The sequence below is a fragment of the Variovorax sp. CAN15 genome (assembly GCF_030462475.1).
In the GTDB taxonomy this organism is placed as follows: Bacteria; Pseudomonadota; Gammaproteobacteria; order Burkholderiales; family Burkholderiaceae_C; genus Variovorax.
Genome location: NZ_JASMRZ010000011.1, coordinates 49,395 through 69,750, shown reverse-complemented (window position 1 = coordinate 69,750; position 20,356 = coordinate 49,395). Strand labels below are relative to the sequence as shown.

General features: G+C 69.6%; 21 protein-coding genes. 9 read left to right on the top strand and 12 right to left on the bottom strand.

What is annotated here, in order from left to right:
• Nucleotides 1-36: 36 nt before the first annotated feature.
• A complete protein-coding gene (locus QMO14_RS10895) occupies nucleotides 37-1,026 on the bottom strand; it encodes an ATP-binding cassette domain-containing protein (protein ID WP_301507010.1) in 990 nt (329 codons plus the stop codon).
• Between the two features lie 26 nt (nucleotides 1,027-1,052).
• Between QMO14_RS10895 and QMO14_RS10890 the strand changes: the two genes are divergently transcribed.
• From QMO14_RS10890 to QMO14_RS10875, 4 genes are all read left to right on the top strand, one after another.
• Nucleotides 1,053-1,415, top strand: coding sequence for a hypothetical protein (locus QMO14_RS10890; RefSeq protein WP_301507008.1), 363 nt, complete (start codon nucleotides 1,053-1,055; stop codon nucleotides 1,413-1,415).
• An 88-nt stretch (nucleotides 1,416-1,503) separates the two neighbouring features.
• The gene (locus QMO14_RS10885; RefSeq protein ID WP_301507006.1) at nucleotides 1,504-2,346 is read left to right on the top strand and encodes a hypothetical protein; all 843 of its coding nucleotides are present in this window, start codon (nucleotides 1,504-1,506) and stop codon (nucleotides 2,344-2,346) included.
• A complete protein-coding gene (locus tag QMO14_RS10880; protein ID WP_301507004.1) occupies nucleotides 2,343-3,032 on the top strand; it encodes a hypothetical protein in 690 nt (229 codons plus the stop codon). The genes QMO14_RS10885 and QMO14_RS10880 overlap by 4 nt, the downstream gene beginning before the upstream one ends.
• Entirely contained in the window at nucleotides 3,029-3,613 is a 585-nt protein-coding gene (locus QMO14_RS10875) for a hypothetical protein (protein ID WP_301507002.1), read from the top strand. The genes QMO14_RS10880 and QMO14_RS10875 overlap by 4 nt, the downstream gene beginning before the upstream one ends.
• An 18-nt stretch (nucleotides 3,614-3,631) precedes the next feature.
• On the opposite strand, the gene QMO14_RS10870 is transcribed toward QMO14_RS10875, so the two are convergent.
• Nucleotides 3,632-4,522, bottom strand: coding sequence for a LysR family transcriptional regulator (locus tag QMO14_RS10870; protein WP_301507000.1), 891 nt, complete (start codon nucleotides 4,520-4,522; stop codon nucleotides 3,632-3,634).
• Nucleotides 4,523-4,638: 116 nt separating this feature from the next.
• Between QMO14_RS10870 and QMO14_RS10865 the strand changes: the two genes are divergently transcribed.
• Both QMO14_RS10865 and QMO14_RS10860 read left to right on the top strand, forming a co-directional pair.
• Nucleotides 4,639-5,304: a glutathione S-transferase family protein gene (locus QMO14_RS10865; RefSeq protein WP_301506998.1), complete on the top strand. Its 666-nt coding sequence runs from the start codon at nucleotides 4,639-4,641 to the stop codon at nucleotides 5,302-5,304.
• A complete protein-coding gene (locus tag QMO14_RS10860; RefSeq protein WP_301506996.1) occupies nucleotides 5,301-6,293 on the top strand; it encodes a pyridoxamine 5'-phosphate oxidase family protein in 993 nt (330 codons plus the stop codon). The genes QMO14_RS10865 and QMO14_RS10860 overlap by 4 nt, the downstream gene beginning before the upstream one ends.
• On the opposite strand, the gene QMO14_RS10855 is transcribed toward QMO14_RS10860, so the two are convergent.
• Nucleotides 6,251-7,396, bottom strand: coding sequence for a cytochrome P450 (locus tag QMO14_RS10855; protein WP_301507120.1), 1,146 nt, complete (start codon nucleotides 7,394-7,396; stop codon nucleotides 6,251-6,253). The genes QMO14_RS10860 and QMO14_RS10855 overlap by 43 nt on opposite strands.
• Nucleotides 7,397-7,508: 112 nt before the next feature.
• On the opposite strand from QMO14_RS10855, the gene QMO14_RS10850 reads away from it, so the two are divergent.
• On the top strand, nucleotides 7,509-8,204 hold the full coding sequence (locus QMO14_RS10850) for a helix-turn-helix transcriptional regulator (protein WP_301506994.1): 696 nt from the start codon (nucleotides 7,509-7,511) through the stop codon (nucleotides 8,202-8,204).
• Nucleotides 8,205-8,354: 150 nt separating this feature from the next.
• Here QMO14_RS10850 and QMO14_RS10845 read toward each other — a convergent pair whose 3' ends face one another.
• From QMO14_RS10845 to QMO14_RS10815, 7 genes are all read right to left on the bottom strand, one after another.
• Entirely contained in the window at nucleotides 8,355-9,368 is a 1,014-nt protein-coding gene (locus tag QMO14_RS10845) for a tripartite tricarboxylate transporter substrate binding protein (RefSeq protein WP_301506992.1), read from the bottom strand.
• A gap of 124 nt (nucleotides 9,369-9,492) precedes the next feature.
• Nucleotides 9,493-11,010 carry an AMP nucleosidase gene (locus tag QMO14_RS10840; protein WP_301506990.1) on the bottom strand — a complete coding sequence of 506 codons (1,518 nt, stop codon included), beginning with the start codon at nucleotides 11,008-11,010 and terminating at the stop codon, nucleotides 9,493-9,495.
• Between the two features lie 39 nt (nucleotides 11,011-11,049).
• Nucleotides 11,050-11,601 carry a TIGR00725 family protein gene (locus tag QMO14_RS10835; protein ID WP_301506988.1) on the bottom strand — a complete coding sequence of 184 codons (552 nt, stop codon included), beginning with the start codon at nucleotides 11,599-11,601 and terminating at the stop codon, nucleotides 11,050-11,052.
• The gene (locus QMO14_RS10830; protein ID WP_301506986.1) at nucleotides 11,549-12,373 is read right to left on the bottom strand and encodes an ABC transporter permease; all 825 of its coding nucleotides are present in this window, start codon (nucleotides 12,371-12,373) and stop codon (nucleotides 11,549-11,551) included. The genes QMO14_RS10835 and QMO14_RS10830 overlap by 53 nt, the downstream gene beginning before the upstream one ends.
• A 21-nt stretch (nucleotides 12,374-12,394) precedes the next feature.
• Nucleotides 12,395-13,474 (bottom strand): extracellular solute-binding protein, encoded by a 1,080-nt coding sequence (locus tag QMO14_RS10825; protein WP_301506984.1) that lies wholly within the window; start codon nucleotides 13,472-13,474, stop codon nucleotides 12,395-12,397.
• 22 nt (nucleotides 13,475-13,496) lie between these two features.
• Nucleotides 13,497-14,525: an ABC transporter ATP-binding protein gene (locus QMO14_RS10820; protein WP_301506982.1), complete on the bottom strand. Its 1,029-nt coding sequence runs from the start codon at nucleotides 14,523-14,525 to the stop codon at nucleotides 13,497-13,499.
• Between the two features lie 19 nt (nucleotides 14,526-14,544).
• Complete coding sequence (locus tag QMO14_RS10815; RefSeq protein ID WP_301506981.1) at nucleotides 14,545-15,312, bottom strand: ABC transporter permease; 768 nt, start codon at nucleotides 15,310-15,312, stop codon at nucleotides 14,545-14,547.
• 184 nt (nucleotides 15,313-15,496) lie between these two features.
• Here QMO14_RS10815 and QMO14_RS10810 point away from each other — a divergent pair, with 184 nt between their 5' ends.
• Together QMO14_RS10810 and QMO14_RS10805 are read left to right on the top strand one after the other, a co-directional pair.
• Entirely contained in the window at nucleotides 15,497-16,411 is a 915-nt protein-coding gene (locus QMO14_RS10810; RefSeq protein ID WP_301506979.1) for a LysR substrate-binding domain-containing protein, read from the top strand.
• Nucleotides 16,412-16,466: 55 nt separating this feature from the next.
• Entirely contained in the window at nucleotides 16,467-17,372 is a 906-nt protein-coding gene (locus QMO14_RS10805) for a ketopantoate reductase family protein (RefSeq protein WP_301506977.1), read from the top strand.
• A gap of 113 nt (nucleotides 17,373-17,485) precedes the next feature.
• Here the strand turns inward: QMO14_RS10805 and gorA are convergent, their stop codons facing one another.
• Together gorA and QMO14_RS10795 are read right to left on the bottom strand one after the other, a co-directional pair.
• Complete coding sequence (gene gorA, locus QMO14_RS10800; RefSeq protein ID WP_301506975.1) at nucleotides 17,486-18,853, bottom strand: glutathione-disulfide reductase; 1,368 nt, start codon at nucleotides 18,851-18,853, stop codon at nucleotides 17,486-17,488.
• A 126-nt stretch (nucleotides 18,854-18,979) separates the two neighbouring features.
• Nucleotides 18,980-20,314 (bottom strand): hypothetical protein, encoded by a 1,335-nt coding sequence (locus tag QMO14_RS10795; protein ID WP_301506973.1) that lies wholly within the window; start codon nucleotides 20,312-20,314, stop codon nucleotides 18,980-18,982.
• Nucleotides 20,315-20,356 lie beyond the last annotated feature (42 nt).

Sequence of the window (20,356 nt, the reverse complement as noted above, 5' to 3'; positions counted from 1 at the left end):
CCACGAAGTGGGCAAGCCTGGGGGTGAGCCTCATCCTTAGCCGTCCTCGCGGATCTGGCGGCCGGTCAGCTTGAGGAACAGGTCTTCAAGGTTGGCCGGTCTGTGGAATGTGCGCAGCCCGCCATGCCGCGTCAGCGCATCGAGCAGCCGCCGTGCGTCCTGCGTGTAGAAGAACACCGTCTCGCCGCTGACTTCCACGCGCGCCGCCATCGCCTTCAGCTCGGCCGATTCGGCCAGCGTCAGCGCGCCGTTGCCGTACACCTCGACCACGTCGGGCTCCAGGTGCTCGGCGATCAGGTCGCGCGGGCGGCCCTCGGCGATCTTGCGGCCGTGGTCCAGCACCAGCAGGCGCGAGCACAGGCGCTCGGCCTCGTCCATGAAGTGCGTGGTCAGCAGGATCGACTTGCCCTGCTGCAGCAGCACCTGCAGCCGCTCCCACATCAGGTGCCGCGCCTGCGGGTCGAGGCCGGTTGTCGGCTCGTCGAGCAGCAGCAGCTTCGGGTCGTTGACCAGCGCGCGCGCCAGCGAGAGCCGCCGCCGCATGCCGCCCGAGAGTTCGCCCGGCTTCGCATCGGCCTTGTGCGAGAGCGCCGCGAACTCCAGCAGTTGCGGCACGCGTGCGCGCACCTGCGCCTTGCTGAAACCGAAGTAGCGGCCGTACACCACGAGGTTCTCGGCGCAGCTGAAATCGGGGTCCAGCGTGTCGAACTGCGACACCACGCCCAGCTGCGCCTTGATGGCCAGCGCGTCGCGCGGCATCTGCAGCCCGAGTGCGGAGATCTCGCCGCCGTCGGGCGCGGTGAGGCCCAGGCACATGCGGATGGTGGTGGTCTTGCCGGCACCGTTCGGGCCGATCACGCCCAGGCACTCGCCGGGCGCGATCTCGAACGACAGGTCGTTGACGACCGTGGTGTCGCCATAGCGCTTGTGCAGATGGCTGGCGTGGAAGAGGGGAGCCGGGGCGGAGGAAGAGGGTGTAGGCGGCACGCGGCCATTCTGACGCAGCCGGGCGCGAGGCGTGCCCATCGCTTCAATCGATGGACAATCCGCCGATGTCCAGAGCAATTTCATGGTGCGTGTTGTACCTGGCCGCGTTGGCGGCGCAGGCCGTGGCGGCGGCGCCCGCCGATGGCAAGCGGTGCGAGGCGCTTCATGCGGTCGCGAATGCGAGCCCTGGCTTCGTTCCGCGCTACGGCGCCGTCGTGGTCGGCACCGGCCGGGCCCGTCTCTACACCGCTCCCGACGCGGGCTGCGACAGCGGCAAGTTCCTGATCCCGAAGGACCGCGTCACCGTCCACACGCCGTACAAGGAATGGGTTCAGGTCATGTTCATCCACCCGAAGACAGGCGAGGACACCATGGGCTGGATGCTCGACAGCCGCCTGAAGACGACGGGCACCATGGGCCCTCGATAACCCGGGTCGGAGCGCGTTCCCGGCGGCCCCACAATCTCTGCTCCATCAACGGATGAATGTCTGGCATTGCACGGGGGGAGGCCCAAGGATGCTGCGTTTCTGGTTGGCGCTGGCGGCGGTGTCGCTGCTCGGCGCCTGCGCACCTTTTCACCGGCCCCTGGCGGCCGCGGACCGCAACAAGGTCAAGGAAGTCGACCTGCGCGTCGTCGTCGCGCAGGAGAGCTTCATGTTCTCCGCGCAGTCGCCCGGCGTGAGCGCCGCCACGGGCGGCGGGCTGATCGGCGCGCTCATCGATTCGTCTGTGCAGCAGTCGCGCCAGAAAGAGATGAGCGCCGAGGTGCAGTCCATCGTCGGCCCGCTGCTCGACTACGACTACCGCACCGAGGCGGCCCGGGCGCTCGAGGCGCAGCTCGGCGAGCCGTCCTCGTTCCCGCTGAAGATCCGCTCCTCGCAGGTGCTCGCGGCCATGCCGGTCAAGTCCGAGCACGAGGCCCGCATCGCCGCCACGAAGAATGGGCCGGCCTACATGGTGCTGCTGCTGCAGTACGCGCTGGAGCCCGGCCTGGGCGCCTTCACCACGCGCACCTCGGCCCTGCTCTGGCAGGACGGCAGGAGCGAGCCCAGCTACCGCGCCGCCGCCATCTTCCAGACGCCCGTGGGCGGCGTCGCGCGCGCCACCGTCATCCGGCGCCTCACGGCCGACGACGGGCAGGTGCTGCGCGGCATGATGCGCGAGTCGATGACGCAGACGCTGCATGCGGTGGCGCTGGACATCGCCGGCGCGCGCTCGGGCGCGGTGAAGACCGCGCGCTTCAACGTCAATGGCTCGTGGGTGACGGTGGCCGGCCAGAGCTTCGACGAGCGGCCGGGCCGCGTGCTGTTCCGCGATCAGGACGGTGCTCTCTATTCGGTGAGGAGCGCCGCGCCATGACGCCGCTACGCCACGCCTGGAGGCCGGCCGCTCTCAGTGCCCTGTGCATGCTCGGCGCCACGCCGGGCACCTCGCAAGCGTTGACCGAGACCGAGCCGCTTCCCCTGATCTACGAAGCGGCACCCGAGCCATCCGAGCGGCCCAACAGCACGCCGGCCCCGGCGCTGCGCGTGACAAGCGGCTGCACGCTCTACGTGCCGAGGATCGACGACACCCGCCTGAACAAGGCCAACGTCGGCAACCTGACGCTCATGATGCCGACGCTGCACGCCACGCCGGTGAAGGTGCAGTCCATCCGGGCCGGCGGTGATCCGGTCGGGTGGACCCGCGGTGCGCTGCAGTCCGCGAGCCGCTATGGCCTTCAGGTCGCGAGCGCAACGCTGCCGTCGACGGGCGCCGGGCGCCAGGTCACGGCCGACGTCGCGCTGCGTCTCGCGCATTCGTGGTCGTCGGGCCTCAACCTCGTCTCGCACGTCGTGCTGCAGGCCAGCTACCGCATGCCCGGCAACGAGCCCGTGGTGCGCCAGTACCACGGCATGGGCACGCGCGCCAACTGGGCCAGTGGCAACGGCGAATTCATGTCGGTGCTCAACCTCGGCATGGAAGAGGCTGTGCACGGCCTTGTCGTCGACGTTGCCGCGCTGTGCGACGGCAAACCCCTGCCTGCGAGGGCCCCCGCGCCATGAACACGATCGCCCGGCAACTCGGCAAGAGCAGGCTCGAACTGCACCTGACCTGCGGCGCGATGCACGCCGCGCAGATCCCGTCCTTCGTCGAAGTCTGCGAGCAGGTCGGGCTCAAGCCGCTGCTGATCGACCTCGCCCACGGCGAGCGGAAGCAGCAGCCCATGGCCACCACCTGGCTGCGCGGCGACCTGGCCGAGGCGAAGGCCGAGGCGATGGCACTCGCTCAGTGGCTGGCGCGCGCGGGCATGGCCGTGCTGCGAGTGAAGGTCGAAGCGCCCATCGAGGAGCACGAGAGCCTGGGTTGGCCGGGCCAGTATTTCAGGTGGCACGGCAAGCTGCGGCTGCGCGACGCCTTGGCGCTGCAGCAGCTGTGCGAAGAGCATGGCGCGCGGCTTTCGCGCAACGACATCGGCGATGAACCCGACGTTCACGTCGTGACGCTGCGCAGCCATGAGCCGCTGGCCGGCTTCAAGGCGCGTGTCGCTGCCTTGGCCGCGCACCTGGAGCGCGAAGGCTGGCCGTTGATGAGGCAGCACTCGCAGATATGCCTGCACGACAGTTCGCTGCAGGCCGCCGCATGACGGCGTGGCTGCCGCCGCTCAAAGCCTGAGCCCGCCGAACTCCATCTTCATCCATTCGATGAACGCCCGCGTGCGTGCCGGCAGCAGCCGGGCATTCGGATAGATCACGCTCACAGGCCGAGGCGGCGGCTCGAAGTCTTCGAGCACCAGCTTGAGCCGCCCCTGCGCCACGTGCGGCATCACCTGGTACGAGAAGAAGGTGCCGAAGCCCATGCCCGCCGCGCACGATTCGATGGCGGGTGCGAGGTGGTTGAACTCCAATCGGTTGTCGGGCGTCACGCTGATCGCCTTGCCGCTTTCGTAGAACTGCCATTGCGTGGGCGCATCGACGCGCCCGCGCACACAGGGCGCGCCGTTCAGTTCGCGCGGGTGCGCCGGCGTGCCGTGCCGCGCGAGGAATTCGGGGCTTGCGACCAGCACGCGGCGGATGGTGCCCATGGTCTGCGCGACGAGCGATGAATCTTCCAGCGGGCTGATGCGGATGCCCACGTCGATGCCTTCCTCCAGCAGGCTCACCGTGCGGTCGTACAGCCGCACGCTGCAGCGCACTTTTTCGTAGCGCTTCATGAAGCGCACGATGGCGGGCGCCACGTACATGTGGCCGAAGAGCACCGGCGCGGTGATGGTGAGCTGGCCCGCGGGCTCGCGCGCCTCGGCCTTGAGCGCGAGGTCGGCGGCGTCGGCCGCGAGCAGCACCTCGCGCGCGCTGGGCAGGTAGCTGCGGCCCTCCTCGGTGAGCGAGAGGCGGCGCGTGGTGCGGTGGAACAGGCGCACGCCCAGGTGCGCCTCCAGCGCGGCGAGCGAGCGCACCACCGCGGGCAGCGATGTGCCCAGCGCCTCGGCGGCGCGAGTCAGGCTGCCCTGGTCGGCAATCTGGACGAAGGTCTGCATGGCCTTGAAGCGATCCATGGGTTGATTAAACCGGAAAACGCAGCAGTCAAATACAGGGAAGGCTATTCATTCGTTCGGCGCAAGAGAGAAGAATCCGGCCCATGCCTCACCTCTTTGCAGAAAAGGAATCGCCCATGACCACCGTCCGCCCAATTCAGCCGACCCAGCCCATCAAGCTCTACGGCTCCCCCATCTCGGGCCATGTGCACCGCGTGCGCCTGTTCCTCACGATGCTCGGCCTGCCCTTCGAGAGCATCGATCTCGACATGCGCAAGCGCGAGAACCGCACGCCGGAGTTCCTGGCGCGCAACCCCTTCGGGCAGGTGCCGGTGATCGAGGACGGCGACCTGACGCTGGCCGATTCCAACGCCATCCTGGTCTATCTCAATGAGCGCTATTCGCCCGATCCGTCGCGCTGGATGCCGCGCGACGCGGTCGGCGCGGCCCGCGTGCAGCGCTGGTTCTCGGTGGCGGCCGGTCCGCTGGCCTATGGCCCGGCGGCCGCGCGGATCATGGTGCTGTTCGGTCACACGACCGATCCGACCGACACGGTGAAGCGCTCGCACGCGCTGCTCTCGGTGATGGAAACGCATCTGCAGCAGCAGGCTTTCCTGGCGGGGCCCGCCGCCACGCTGGCCGACATCGCGAACTACGCCTACGTGGCGCATGCGCCCGAAGGCAGCGTTTCGCTCGACGGCTATCCGAAGGTGCGTGACTGGCTGGCGCGCGTGGAGGCCCTGCCGGGCTTCGTGCCGATGGTGCGCTCGCGCGTCGGACTCGCCGCGGAGGTCGGCTCATGATCGCCGCGCCCTTCCATGCCGGCGAGCGCGCGCTGCAGGCGCTGGTGGGTTCGCGCGAGCAGATGGAGGTCGCCGGCCCGCGCGTCATCCGCGACTACATGCCGGACCAGCATCGCGAGTTCTTCTCGCTGCTGCCGTTCATCGTGGCCGGCAGCCTCGACGCCGATCTGCAGCCCTGGGCCAGCGTGCTCGCCGGGCCCACCGGCTTCGTGCACTCGCCCGATGCCACGCACCTGCGCGTCGATGCGCTGCCCGCGGCGGGCGATCCGCTCATCGGCCAGCTGAAGCAGGGCGCCACGCTGGGCCTGCTCGGCATCCAGCCTCAGACACGGCGGCGCAACCGCATGAACGGCACGGTGGAGGCGCTCGATGCGGCGGGCTTCACCGTCGCCGTGCAGCAGAGCTTCGGCAACTGCCCGCGCTACATCCAGGCGCGCGAGCCGGAGTTCGTCGCGCCACGCAGCGGCAACGCAGCGCCCGCGCAATGGCTGGACAAGCTGGACCTCGCGGCGCATCGCCTCATCGGCAGCGCCGACACGCTGTTCATCGCCACCGCTTATCCAGACGAGACCGCGACGGGCGATGAGGCCGACGCAAGCTCGCACGGCGTCGACGTGTCGCACCGCGGCGGCCGCCCGGGCTTCGTGCGCATCGACGGCGACGACACGCTCGTGCTGCCGGATTTCAACGGCAACCGCTTCTTCAACACGCTGGGCAACCTGGCCGTGCATCCGCGCGCGGGGCTGCTGTTCGTCGACTTCGACAGCGGCGACCTGCTGCACGTGGCGGCCACCGCCGAGATCGTGTGGAACGGCCCCGAGGTCGACGCGTTCGAAGGCGCCGAGCGGCTGGTGCGCTTCCACGTCACGCACGCGCTGCGCCGGCCGGGCGCGCTGCCGCTGCGCTGGGGCGATGCGCAGCTGTCGCCGCACCTCGCGGGCACCGGTCAGTGGAACACGGGGATGCGCCCGTTGACCGAGGGCCGGTAGCTCCAGCCACGCAGGCGCTGCGCATCGAGGTCGGGCGCACGCTGCAGCATCAGCGTATGGAGGCTGGCAGCGGCCAACGTGCAGGCCAGTGCCTGCCCGGGGCAGGCGTGCATGCCGTGGCCGAAGCCGAGCATGCGGCGGCGCGCGCGCACGGGCATGAAGCGGTCGGGCTCGGGGTTGAACGCCGGGTCGCGATTGGCGGAGGCCAGCAGCACCAGCACCGTGTCGCCCGCGGCCACGGTGGTGCCGGCGATGGTGACGGCTTCGGCGGCGAAGCGCCGCGTGTTGTGCACCGAAGGATCGTGCCGCGCGGTTTCCTCGACGATGGCCTGGAGGCCGTCGCGCGTGCGAGTCGAGGGCCGCAGCGACGGCTCGCGCATGAGTGCGATCAGGCTGTTGCCGACCAGCCCGGCCGTGGCGTCGCAGGTCTGCGAGAGCAGGCCCGCGAGGTTCGCGAGCAACGAGCGTGACAGGGGCGCATCGCCCGCGCTTTCTGCCAGCACCGCGGCGAGCAGCGTGCCATGCCGCGGCGCATTGCCGGCTGCCAGGACTTCGAAGCGCGCCATCAGCTCCCCGGCCGCCGTGCTCGCGTGCCGCAACTGCTCGGGCGTGGAGAGCGGCGACAGGCAGGCCACGAAGTCGCGCATCCACCGGTCCACCTGCGGCAGTGCATCGTCGGCAAAGCCGAGCAGGTGCGCGACGGACTGCACGGGCATCGAGAACAGCGTGTCGGAGAGCGGCTGCTGCTGCACGCGCTGCGCGACCTGCAGGGCAGATGCATGCACCGCGTTCAGGTCGAGCCCGGCGAGCGCTCGTTGCAACGCGGGCCTGTGCGCCTCGTGGGCGGCACCGTCGTTCATGCGGACCAGATGGCCGAACACCTCGCCGGCCGGGCTGCCCACGATGGCGCGCGGCACGGGCTCGGCGGCCGGCCGCACGCGCAAGGCGCCATGTGCCTGCAGTACCTGCTCGACTGCATCCGCACGGCTTGCCACCCACAGGCGCAGCTTCTCGTCCCACGCGAGCGGCGGTCCGTCGCGGAGGGCGGCGTAGTACGGATAAGGATCGGCGTGCGTGGCGGCCGCGACCGGATCGGCGGGCATGGCGGAAGGCGTAGGGCTCGTGTTCGTCATGGCGCCAGTGTGCGGTCGAAGCTGCCGCCACACTTCGCCCGCGAACGAAGTGTGGCGTGCGCTGCCGTCTTAGGATGGGCGCATGGACGACACCCTTTCATCCTCCGCCGACTTCCAGCTGGCCCGCCTGGCCGGCGCGATTGCCGAGCCGGCACGCGCCCGCATGCTGAGCTGCCTGATGGACGGCCACGCACGCACAGCCACCGAACTCGCCACCGTCGCCGAGGTGGCCGCCTCCACCGCCAGCGCGCACCTCGCTCGCCTGAAGGAAGAGCGGCTGGTCGACGTGCTGGTACAAGGCAAGCACCGCTACTTCCGCCTCGCCAACGACGACGTCGCCTCCGCGCTCGAAAGCCTGATGGTGGTGGCCGGCACACCACGCACGCCCGGGTTCAGGCCCAACACGCCGAGCCGCCTGCGCAGCGCGCGCACCTGCTACGACCACATGGCGGGCACGGCAGGCGTTGCGCTGCACGACCGGCTGCATGCCCAGGGCTGGCTCAGCGGCCTGCACAGCGGCTCGTACGAACTCACGCCCGAAGGCGCGATCGCGCTGGAGAGCCTGGGCGTGGAGATCGACGAGGTGCGCCGCTCGCGCCGGCGCTTCGCCTGCGCCTGCCTCGACTGGAGCGAGCGCCGCCCGCACCTGGGCGGCGCGCTGGGGGCGGCGTGGCTGCAGCTGTCGCTGAAACGGGGATGGGTGCGGCAGGAGCTGGATGGGCGGGCGCTCACGCTGACGCCGAAGGCGCTGCGCGAAATGCCGGAACTCTTCGCATGAAAGAGTGCGGCCGATTCGGCGCAAAGCTTCGCACGGCGCAGCCCAAGGCCGGGACGCCGTGGAACCGGCTTTGCCGGGCCGCAGGTGTCGCCACCGGAAGAGGGGTGGCGCAGCGACACGAAGTGCGCGAAGCCTGGGGGAGAGCCGGTTTCAAGCCTTCAGCTTGAGCAGATAGATCAGCGGTCCGGCCATCGCGTTGTCGGTTTCGAGGAAGTTCTCGAATTCCTTGCCCTCCAGCCAGAACGGGTCCCAGTTGTTCTGCTTGATGCTTTTCTGCCACAGGTCGGTGGCGGTGGCGCGCCGCACCACCGTCAGCAGGGCCGCCTTGCGGTACGGCGGCACCTTGCGGCCGGTGAGCACGCCGCGCCAGTTGGCGAGGTCGGCGTCCACGCCCTGTTCGCGCACCGAGGCGATGCCCTGGAACGGCCGCTTCGACGAAACGCCGATCGCGCGCAGCTTGCCGCCGGCGATGCCCTCGGCGAACTCGCTGTAGCCCGAGATGCCCGCCGCGGCCTTGCCGCTTTCCAGCGCCTCTACCACCTCGGCGCCGCCGGGGTGCGCCTGGTAGACCAGGGACTGCGAAACCTCGGCCACGCGCGCCAGCATGCCGGCATACATGTGGTCCACGCCCCCGGCCGAGCCGCCCGCGATGACGGTGTTGGCCGCGTCCGCGTGCAGTTGCGCGATCAGGTCCTTCGGTGTCCTGATGGGCGAGTCGGCCTTCACCGCGATCACTTCGTAGTCGCTGGTGAGGCGGGCGATGGGCGCCATGTTGGCCATGGTGACCGCGGGCTTCTGCAACGCCACCGCGCCGACCATGACCATGCCGCTCATCAGCAGCGTGTCGGGGTCGGCGTCGTATTTCTCGACGTACCTGGCCAGGCCGATCGTGCCGCCCTTGCCGCCGACGTTCTCGTACACCACGTGGCCGACCGCGCCCGATGCCAGCATGGCGGCGCCCAGCGCACGGCCCGTCTGGTCCCAGCCGCCGCCCTCGTTGGCGGGAATCACGATGCGCAGCCTGTTGCTGAGCGGCGCGTCGGCGGCATGCGCGGTGCGCGGCCACAGCGCGGCGTGTCCTGCGCCGGCTGCCGCGGCCGAGGCTGCGATCCATGCAGAAAAACTGCGACGGGAGATGGGGGGAACGGAGCGCGACTGGGTCATCTTCTTTCCGGTTGTCGTGGGGTACACCGGATGATGTCCGCGAAACGCGCCGATCACGCGCGCCAGCGGGCAGGACAAACCCTGAGGCCCGGCCCGCGCGGCAGGCCTGCTGGAGCCGTTCTTCTTACTGGAACGCCACTTCGGCGAAGCTGCGCAGCTTGCGGCTGTGCAGCCGGGTCGAGCCCTCGGCGCGCAGGATGTCGATGGCCCGCATGCCGATGCGCAGGTGCTGCTCCACGCGCTCACGGTAGAAGTGGTTGGCCATGCCCGGCAGCTTGATCTCGCCGTGCAGCGGCTTGTCGCTCACGCACAACAGCGTGCCGTAGGGCACGCGGAAGCGGAAGCCGTTGGCCGCGATGGTCGCGCTTTCCATGTCCAGCGCCACCGCGCGGCTCTGGCTGAAGCGGCGCTGCGGCTGGTTGCCCGGCAGCAGCTCCCAGTTGCGGTTGTCGGTGCTGGCCACGGTGCCTGTGCGCATGATCTTCTTCAGGTCGGGGCCTTCGTAGCGCGTGACGTCGGCCACGGCTTTTTCCAGCGCGAGCTGGATCTCCGACAGCGCCGGGATCGGCACCCACAGCGGCAGTTCCTCGTCGAGCACGTGGTCCTCGCGCACATAGGCGTGGGCCAGCACGTAGTCGCCGAGCTGCTGCGTGTTGCGCAGGCCCGCGCAGTGGCCCAGCATCATCCAGGCATGCGGGCGCAGCACCGCGATGTGGTCGGTGATGGTCTTGGCGTTGGCCGGGCCCACGCCGATGTTGACCATGGTGGTGCCGCTGCAGTCCTCGCGCACGAGGTGGTAGGCCGGCATCTGCGGCAGGCGCGGCGGGGCGGTGCCCTGGCTGCCGTCGAGCAGGTGGCCGTAGGTGGCGCTCGAGCCGGCGGGCAGGCCGCGCCGGCGCGTGACCACGTTGCCGGGCTCGATGAAGGCGACGTACTCGCTGTTCTCGTCGGCCATGGCCTCGTGGCCCAGGCGCACGAACTCGTCGATGTAGAACTGGTAGTTGGTGAACAGCACGAAGTTCTGGAACCAGTCGGGCGCGGTGCCCGAGTAGTGGCGCAGGCGGTGCAGCGAGTAGTCGACCCGCGCGGCGGTGAAGAGCGACAGCGGCTGCGCCTCGCCGTCGCGCGCCTCGAAGGTGCCGTTGGCGATGCCGTCGTCCATCACGCCCAGGTCGGGCAGGTCGAACACGTCGCGCATCAGGGCGCGGCGCTCGGCGCTCATGGTGCCTTCGATGTGGTCGTTCTCGGCGAATGAGAAGTGGATCGGAATCGGCTGCGTGCTGGTGCCGACTTCAAGCTCGACCTGGTGGTTTTCCAGCAGCAGGCGGAACTGGTCGAGGTAGTAGCGCGCGAACAGGTCGGGCCGCGTCAGCGTGGTCTCGTAGCGTCCGGGGCCGGCCACGAAGCCGTAGCTCAGGCCGGCGTTGGCCGGCGGCGTGTGGCGCGAAACGGTGTGGGTGTGCACCCGCACGAAGGGGTAGCAGGCCCGCACCCGACCCGGCAGCTCTTCGCCGGCGACGAAGCGCAGCATCGATTCGCGCAGGTGCGTGAGGCCGTCCTGGTAGATGCGCTTGACCTGCTCGAGTGCGGCGGCGGCGTCGGTGAAGCGGGCGGGAGCAACGAAGGTTGGCATGTAGGGCATGCCGGCATTGTGCAATGCGGCTGCCCTGCCAGCGCGCGGTCAGGCCAGAAGGCAGGCGAGCACTTTTGCGAGCATGTCGTTCACGTCGGAAGCCTGCACCGCGCCGGGCAGCGCCACGTCGCCGTGCATCACGAACACCGGCTTGCCCCACTTGAGGCCCAGCGCCATTTCAGACAGCGTGCCCATGTTGCCGCCGATGGCGACCAGGCACACGCCGCTGCGCGCGACGATGCCGTTGCGCATCTCGCCCATGCCGGTGGGAATCGCCACGCTGAGCCATTCGTTGGCGTTGCGGTCGTCGTCCTCGGGCAGGATGCCCACGGCGATGCCGCCGGCCTCCACCGCGCCGCGCGAGGCGGCCGCCATCACGCCGCCGCGCCCGCCGCAGACCACGGCCATGCCCGCGCCGGCCAGCGCATGCGCCACCGCGTGGGCGGCCTCGCACTCGGCCGCGCCGCCGTCGCCGGGGCCGATGATGGCCACCGGCTGGCGGTGGCGCGCAGGCCCCCGCTGTTTCTGCGCGAGGCGTTCCAGCGCCTCAGTGACCGGCGCCGGCAGCACCGCCGCGCTCGCGCCTTCGCGTAAAGACATCGCCCACTCCCATCACGATCACACACACAACCATCAGCACCAGCGACAGGGCCGCCGCCACCGCGAAATCGGAACCGCCGTCGCCCACCTGCGCCAGCAGCATCAGCGGCAGGATGTTGAGCTGCGTGCCCACCAGCGCCAGCGCCGTGCCGTAGGTGCCCATCGCGATCGCGGCCACCATGCAGGCGTTCGAAAGCACGGAGGGCAGCACCTCGGGCACCACCGTGTCCCGGAAGGCGCGCGAGCGCGACGCGCCCAGCGTGCGCGCGGCCTGCGCCGGGCGCAGGTCGAGGTTCGCGAACACCGGGTACAGCGACAGCGCCACGCGCGGAATCAGGTAGTAGGCATACGCAAAACCCAGGCCCGACACGCTGTAGATCCAGCTGCCGATGGCGGCCGGGTCGGCGCCCAGCCCCGCGAGCAACTGCGTCACGAAGCCCGCGCGGCCGAAGGCCAGGATGAAGCCGTAGGCGATCACCAGCCCCGAGAAGGCCAGCGGCAGGCCCAGCAGGGTCATCATCCAGCGGCGGCGCCCCTCGGGCTGGCGCGCGAGTTCGATCGCGATGCAGGTGCCCACCAGCGCCGACATCGCGCCCGCCGCGAGCCCGAGCGCCAGCGTATTGCGCAGCGCCCCGAAGAACAGCGGGTTGCCGAACAGCCGGCCGAAGGCGCTGCCGCCCTCGCCGAAGGCCTCGGGCAGCAGCGCCGCCAGCGGCACCGCGAAGAACAGCGCCATGAAAGCCCACGCGGGCCAGGCGCCAAAGCGTCGCATCACGATCCTTCGGGCTTTCTTTTACTTGCCCAGGGCAGCCTGCGCCCAGAGCTTGTCGATTTCCGCCTTGCGCTCCGAGGCCTTCACCACGTCGAGCGGCTTGATCTGCGGCGCGGCCGGCATCCTGGCGGCCACGTCGGCGCTCAGCGGCGTGCCCGGCACGGCGGGGCGCACGAAGCCCTGCGCGAACAGCGACTGGCCGGCCTCGCTCATGATGAAGTTGAGCCACAGCTTGCCGGCGTTCGGGTTCGGGCCGTTCTTCACGAGGCTGATGGCGTAGGGCGCGGCCACGCTGGCTTCCTTGGGGATCACGACTTCCACCGCGTCGCCCATGCCGTCGACGTGCTTGGCCTTCAGGCCGTCGTTCTCGTAGCTGATCCACACCGGGATCTCGCCCTTGAGGAACTTGGCGTAGGGCGTGGTGCCTTCCACGCGCAGCACGTTGCCGGCCGCATGCAGCTTGCCCAGGTAGTCGGTGCCGGGCTGCACGTTGTCGACACTGCCGCCGTTGGCGTACGCCGCCGCGAAGGTCAGCACCTGGCCGATGCCGGTGGAGCGCGGGTCGAGGTAGACCACCGTGTTCTTGAACTCGGGCTTGAGCAGGTCGGCCCAGCCGGTGGGCACGTTCTTCACCAGCTTCTTGTTGACCAGGAAGGCGATGTTGAGCGTGTGGATGGTGAACCAGCGGCCATCGGCCTCGCGGAACACGGCCGGCAGCTTGTCGAAGTTGACGGGCTTGAAGGGCGCGACCACGTCCTTCCTGGCGGCGTCGACGGCCGAGGCGGCGAAGTAGTAGGCGGTGTCGGCCTGCGGGCGGCGCCTGGTCTTCTCGAGCGCGACCACGGTGGCGGCGGAGCCGATGTCGTTGTAGGTCAGCTCGATCTCGGGGTAGCGCTTCTTGAAGTCGCGGAACAGCGACTTCCAGTTGGCCCACTCGGGGCCGGTGTCGAAGGAGACGCAAAGGCCTTCCTTCTGCGCCTCGGCGTACAGCGCCTTCTCGCCCGCGTAGAGCTCGGGGCCGTCGAAGGCGAATGCGGTGCGGGCCGCGAGAGAGGCCAGCGGCAGTGCGCCGGCGGCCTGGATCAGATGTCTGCGTTGCATGGTGGCTCCTTGGAGGAAAAGGTCAGTGGTCAAGTAAACGGAGGTGTTCGGGCGCAATGGCGATGGCCTCGGCCGCGGGCTTCGCCGATTCGGCGAGGAAGGGCCTGGCCGCGCCCGGCACTTCGAAGTCGTAGCGCGTGAGCGCGCCCAGGTAGCGCTGCGCGCCGGTGCGCCCTGCAAGACGGTTCACGGCGTCGGCCGCCGGGTCGGGCCGGATGTGCTCGGGCCGCACCAGCACGTGCAATTCGGTGCCGAAGGGGCGCTGGCCGGTGTCGGCGAAGAGTTCGGCAAATCCCAGGTCCAGCCGGCCTGGGGAGGCCACCTTCGCGGGCAGGATCGTCGAGAGCCCGACGAACTCCGCCACCGCGCGGCTCGCGGGGTTCTCGTAGATGTCGCGCGGCGTGGCGATCTGCAGCAGCCGGCCGTCCTTGAGCATGGCCACGCGGTCGGCCATGGCCAGCGCTTCCTCCTGGTCGTGCGTGACCAGCAGCGTGGTGGCGTTGAAGCGCTGCTGGATGGCGCGGATCTGGTCGCGCAGGTGGCCGCGCACGCTGGCGTCGAGTGCCGAGAGCGGCTCGTCGAGCAGCAGGGCGCGCGGGTCGATGGCCAGCGCGCGGGCCAGCGCCACGCGCTGCTGCTGTCCGCCCGAGAGCTGCGCCACGGCGCGCCGCGAGTACTCGCCCAGCCCGACGATGTCGAGCAACTCCTGCGCGCGGCGGTGCCGCTCGGCGGCTGCCACCTTGCGCAGCTTGAGCCCGTAGGCCACGTTGTCGAGCACGCTCAGGTGCGGAAAGAGCGCGTAGCTCTGGAACACCATGCCGATGTGGCGCTGGTGCACCGGCGTGCGCGACATGTCCTCGCCGTCGAGCGCGATGCGGCCGGTGTGGCCCGTTTCCAGGCCCGACACCAGCTTGAGCAGCGTCGACTTGCCCGAGCCGCTGGGCCCGATCACCGCGACCAGCTCGCCTGTGCGCACGTCGAGCGATACGTCGTGCAGGCCGTGCGTGCTGCCGGGGTAGTTGTAGCTGACCTTGTCGAGGAGGAGGCTCATGGCGTATCGGTCCTGCCGCTTATGCGCGTTGCTTCACGAGGGAAGAGGAAAGAAGCGCCGACGCGCTCGCCAGCACCAGCAGGATCACCGTGGCAGCGCAGGCGAAACCCGTCGCGCCGTAGAAGGCCTGCAGCAGCACCACCGGATAGGTGCGGTTCTGGAAGCTCGTGAGCAGGTTCGACACGCCGAACTCGCCCACCGAGATGGCCGCCACCATCACTAGCCCGCTGATCAGGCTCTGGCGCAGGCTAGGCAGCACGATGCCGGTGAACTGCTGCCAGCCCGAGGCGCCGAGCGTGGCGGCCGCCTGCTCCAGACGGCCGAGGTCGAGGTGGCGCAGGTCGGTCAGCAGCGTGTTGGTGAGGTAGGGCAGCGTGAGGATCGCGTGCGCAGCAATGAGCAGCGGCATCGAGCCCAGCCAGGGCGCGAGGTCGGTGTTGAACACGATCATGTAGCCGAAGGCCAGCGTGATCGCCGGCACCGCCACCGGCGTGGCGCTCACGATGCGCGCCGCCAGGCTGCCGCCGCGCCGCGCGCCGTGGTACAGCGCATAGGCCAGCGGCAGCGCCAGCACCGTGTTGATGGCGCAGGCCGAGAGCGCCACCACGAGGCTGCTCACGAAGGCCTTGCGGAAGGAGGTGTCGATCCAGAGGTCGGCATACCACTGGCCGGTGATGCCCGTGGGCAGCAGCGTGTTGGTCCAGTTGCCGCCCACGCTGCCGACCAGCAGCAGCGCGATGGGCAGCAGCAGGTACAGGCCGTAGATGAGCGAGATGACGCGAACCAAGGTTGTCTCCAATGTCGTGGACACCCGGCATACTTTCCGGATGCGCTACTGTTCGCGCCGGGCTTGCCGCCGCGTTGCCTCGAATTCTAGGAATCGCGTACGAACTTATGGGTGAAACTTGGATGACGACACTTGAGCAATTGGAAAGCGTTTTTCATGCGGCTTTCACGAAGCGAGGCCATGCATGAAGCGCGACTGCCCCACCATCCAGGAGCTGCTGGCCTTCGACGCCGTCGCGCGTCACCAGAGCATCACGCTGGCCGCCGGCGCACTGTGCATCACCGTGAGCGCGGTCAGCAAGCAGATCGCGGGGCTCGAAGCCTTCCTCGGCCGCGAGCTGCTGCAGAAGAACGGGCGCGGCGTGCAGCTCACGCCGCAGGGGCGCGTGTACTGGCAGAAGATCTCCGGCGGCCTGCGTGCCATCGAAACAGCGACCTTCGAGGCCCGCTCGGGCGACGCGGGCGCCGGCCTGCTCACGCTGGCGAGCGTGCCCACCTTCCTTACCAAGTGGCTCATTCCGCGCCTGCCCGCCTTCAGCCAGAAGAGCCGGCACGTGATGCTGAGCTTCAGCCGCCACCTGGAGCCCAGCGACGGCATCCCGGCCGGCGTCGATGCCGCCATCCGCTACGGTCCCGATGGCTGGCCCGGCGTGGTGTCCGAATACATCGCGGGGCGCGAGTTCGTGCTGATCGTGGCGCGCTCGCTGGTCGAAGGGCGCCATCGCATCGCCCAGCCCGCAGACATCGTCGGCCACACGCTGCTGCACCACGAGGGCGCGCCCAGCGCCTGGCGCCAGTGGGCCGCGCAGCACGGCGTGCCCGAGGTGCAGATCGTGGCCGGGCCGCGCTTCGCCCAGTATTCGGCGCTGATCCAGGCGGCGCTCAACGGCCTGGGCATCGGCCTCGTGCCCAGGCTGCTGGTGCAGGAAGAGCTGGCCGAAGGCGCCCTGCTGAGCCCCTGCGGCACGCCGGTGAGCGTGAACCAGGGGCACTATCTCTGCTACCGGCCCGACCGGCTCGACCTGCCCGCCTTCGCGGCGTTCCGCGAATGGCTGCTCGACGAGGGGCTGAAGTCGCGCGGTGTGGAGACCGAAGCATGAAGCCGCCATCTTCGCTAGGCTCTGCCCCCATACGGACAAGCAAGGAAACGAACCGATGAAAGTCGCAGTGATGGGTGCCGGCGCGGTCGGCTGTTACTACGGGGCGATGCTCGCGCGCGCCGGGCACGAGGTGGTGCTGATAGGCCGCCCCTCGCACGTCGAGGCCGCCAACGCCAAGGGCCTGCGCCTGGAGGCCAAGGCTTTCGATGAGCATGTGAAGGTGGCCGCGAGCACCGAGCCCTCTGCCGTGCAGGGCGCCGACCTCGTGCTGTTCTGCGTGAAATCCACCGACACCGAAGCGGCCGCCGGGCAGATCAAGCCGCATCTCGCGCCCGGCGCGCTGGTGCTCACGCTGCAGAACGGCGTGGACAACGACGAGCGCGTGCGCTCCGTGCTGCCGTCATCGAACGAGGTCGCGGCGGCAGTCGTCTACGTCGCGACAGAAATGGCCGGGCCCGGCCATGTGAAGCACCACGGGCGCGGCGAGCTGGTGATCGCGCCCTCGAGCCGCAGCGAGGAAGTGGCCCGGCACCTCGAAGCCGCCGGCGTGCCCACGCAGATCTCGGCCAATGTGCGCGGATCGCTCTGGGCCAAGCTGATCCTCAACTGCGCCTACAACGCGCTCTCCGCCGTCACGCAGCTGCCCTACGGCGTGCTCGTGAAGGGCGCCGGCGTGACCGACATGATCCGCGACGTGGTGGCCGAATGCCTTGCGGTTGCCAAGGCCGAGGGCGTGGAAGTGGCCGGCGACACCGACGCCGCTGTACGAGCCATCGCGCAGACCATGCCCTCGCAGTACTCGTCCACCGCGCAGGACCTGGCGCGCGGCAAGCCCAGCGAAATCGACCATCTCAACGGCCTGGTCGTGCGGCGCGGGGAGACGCTGGGCGTGCCGACGCCGGCGAATCGCGTGCTGTTCGTGATGGTGAAGCTGCTCGAGGGCAAGCAACGCTCAAGTTGACCCCGATCTGGCGGGAGCACCGCGGAACCGGCTTTGCCGGGCCGCAGGTGCTGCCCCCGGAAGGGGGAAAGCGCGCGCGACACGAAGTGCGCGCAGCCTGGGCGGGTGAGCTGTTACCCCGGCATCGGCTCGCGCATCGTCACGAACTCTTCTGCCGCGGTGGGATGGATACCCACCGTGCTGTCGAAGATCGCCTTCGTCGCCCCCGCCCGCATCGCCACCGCGAAGCCCTGCACCACCTCGCCCGCATCGGCGCCCACCATGTGCAGGCCCACCACGCGGTCGGTGGCCTTGTCGACCACCAGCTTCATGAAGGTGCGCTCGCTGCGGCCCGAGAGCGTGTGGCGCAGCGACTTGAATTCGCTGGAGAACACGGTCACGTCGCCGAACTTCGCGCGCGCGTCGAGCTCGGTGTAGCCGCAGGTGCCGATGTTCGGGTGGGTGAACACGGCGGTGGGAATGAACTCGTAGTCGAGCCGGCGTTTGCCCTTGCCGAAGAGCTCGTCGACCACCACCATCGCCTCGGCCAGCGCCACCGGCGTGAGCTGCACGCGGGTGGACACGTCGCCCACCGCGTAGATCGACGGCACCGAGCTGCGGTAGTGCGCGTCGACCGCGACTGCGCCACGTTCGTCGAGCTTCACGCCCGCCGCTTCGAGGCCCAGCCCCTGCGTGTTGGGTACGCGGCCGGTGGCGAAGAGCACCGTATCGGCCTCGATCTGCTGGCCGCGCGAGAGCGTGACCGTGAGGCCGTCGGCGCCACCGGTGCGGCGGGTTACCGAGGCGACCTCGCAGTTCAGCCGCACGTCGACGCCGGCCTTGCCCATCTCGCTCGCCAGGAACTGCCGCACGTCGTCGTCGAAGCCTGTGAGAAGGTGCGCGCGGCGGTGCAGCTGCGTCACCTTCGAGCCCAGCCCGTTGAAGATCGATGCGAACTCGCAGGCGATGTAGCCGCCGCCTACCACCAGCAGGCGCTTGGGGAATGGGTCGAGGTCGAACATCGCGTCGGAGGTCACGACGTGCTCGCGGCCCTGGATGTCGGGCACGAAGGGCGTGCCGCCGGTGGCCACGAGCAGGTGGCGGGCGGTGTAGCGCTTGCCGTCGACCTCCACCGTGTGCGGATCGGCCAGCTGCGCCCACCCTGTGACGAGCGTGACGCCCGCGTTCTTCAGCAGCGAGGCGTAGATGCCGTTGAGCCGCCTGATTTCTTTTGCGCGCTGCGCCTTCAGGTGCGCCCAGTCGAACTGCGGCGCCTCGGGCAGCTTCCAGCCGTAACCCGCGGCTTCCTCGAAGGATTCGGCATAGCCGGCCGCATAGCTGTAGAGCTTCTTGGGAATGCAGCCCACGTTGACGCAGGTGCCGCCGAGTTCGGCGGCCTCGGCGACGGCGACGCGGGCACCGGTCTGCGCCGCCATGCGCGCGGCGCGAACGCCGCCGCTGCCGGCGCCGATGACGAAGAGATCGAAGTCGAAAGTGGGCATGGGAAATCTTGCTCCTTGGCCGCCGACTGTAGCGGCGGGCCGAAGGCGGCGCTTGGGGCGGGCCTTGCTTGACCGTGGAGTTCCTTCACGGAGTCCGCTGTCCGAGAGCCCTGCGGGGCGAGCCTGCTAGCGCGAGTCCGGCGAAGTCCAGAGCCTGCGCGGATCGTCGCCGGCGGGCTGGCCAGGTTGCGGCTGGATGCCGMGCTGCTGCTGCAGTGCACGCAGCTGGGCCTGTTGCAATGCCTGCTGTTGAGCCTGCGCCTGCTGCTGCATCTGCGCGGCCCGCTGCTGCAGCTCCTGTTGCTGGCGAAGCATCTGCTGTTGGGCCAAGGCCTGTTGCTGGGCCGCGCGTTGCTGTTGCAGTTGCATCTGCGCCGCCTGCTGTTGTTGAAGCAGCTGTTGCTGCTGCAGGGCCTGCGCCTGCGCGGCGCGCTGCTGCATTTCCTGCTGCTGGCGCAAGGCCTGTTGCTGTTGCCGCTGGAGTTGCAGCTGCAACTGCTGTTGTTGCTGCTGTTGCTGCCAGCGGTCCTGCTCGGCGCGCTCGCGCCAATCACGCCGCTGCTGCCATTCGCGCTGCTGGCGCCAGTCTTCCTGCCGGCGCCATTCCTGCTGCTGGCGCCAGTCCTGTTCGCGCTGCCACTCCTGCTGTTGCTGCTGGGCGGCCTGCGCCGCGCGCTGCTGCTCCATCCACTGCGCTTGCTGCTGCGCCTGTTCGTACTCGATCTGCTGCTGCCGCGCGACCAGTGCCGCAGGCGGCACCACCACCGCCGGCTGGCCGTAGCGCGCGGGCTCCGACTGGTCGTCGAACCGGCTGCGCTCGGCCACCCAGGTATCGAAGCTGCTGTTCTGGGAGCGCGTGGTGCGCACGGTCGTGAGGTTCCGGCCCGACACCGTGGTCTGCTGGCGCTCGGTCAGCACTTGCGAGATGCCGTTCTGGCCATGGAGCGTGAGATGGCCCGAGGCCACCGCCACCCAGGTGGTCGTGGTGTCGGCCGCGTCGGTGGCGATGCGGTATTCGCCCGGCGCACCGATCGCCGCCGAGAGGTTGGGGGTGTCGATGCTGATGCGCTGGCCCGGGGACATGTCTCGCACGCTCAGCTGCAGGTTGCCCCGGCTCGCGTTGATGCGGATCGTGTCCTCGTCGATGCCGGTGAACTCCACGTAGGTTCCGCCGTCCAGCCGCAGCGCGGCCGGGCCGATGTAGACCTCGGCGCGTGCGTTGCGGTCGGTCCAGATGCGGTCGCCGACGGCAAGCTGGCGGCCGGGCCGGGCGGCGGACCAGCGATCGTCGCCGGCGGACGAGACGCTCACGGTTCCCTGCTGCAGGTTCAGGCGCCCGATGGACATCTGCGAGCCCTGCTGGGCGCTGGCCGCGAAGCCGGCGCACACCAGTGCCAGCCCGAGCAGCCATTGGTGCAAGGGGCGTTGAAGGGCCGAAAGGCTTGTTCTTGTGCGAGTCATGTGATTTCTCTGATCCCCGGATGGACGAAGCGGTGAGGTTGT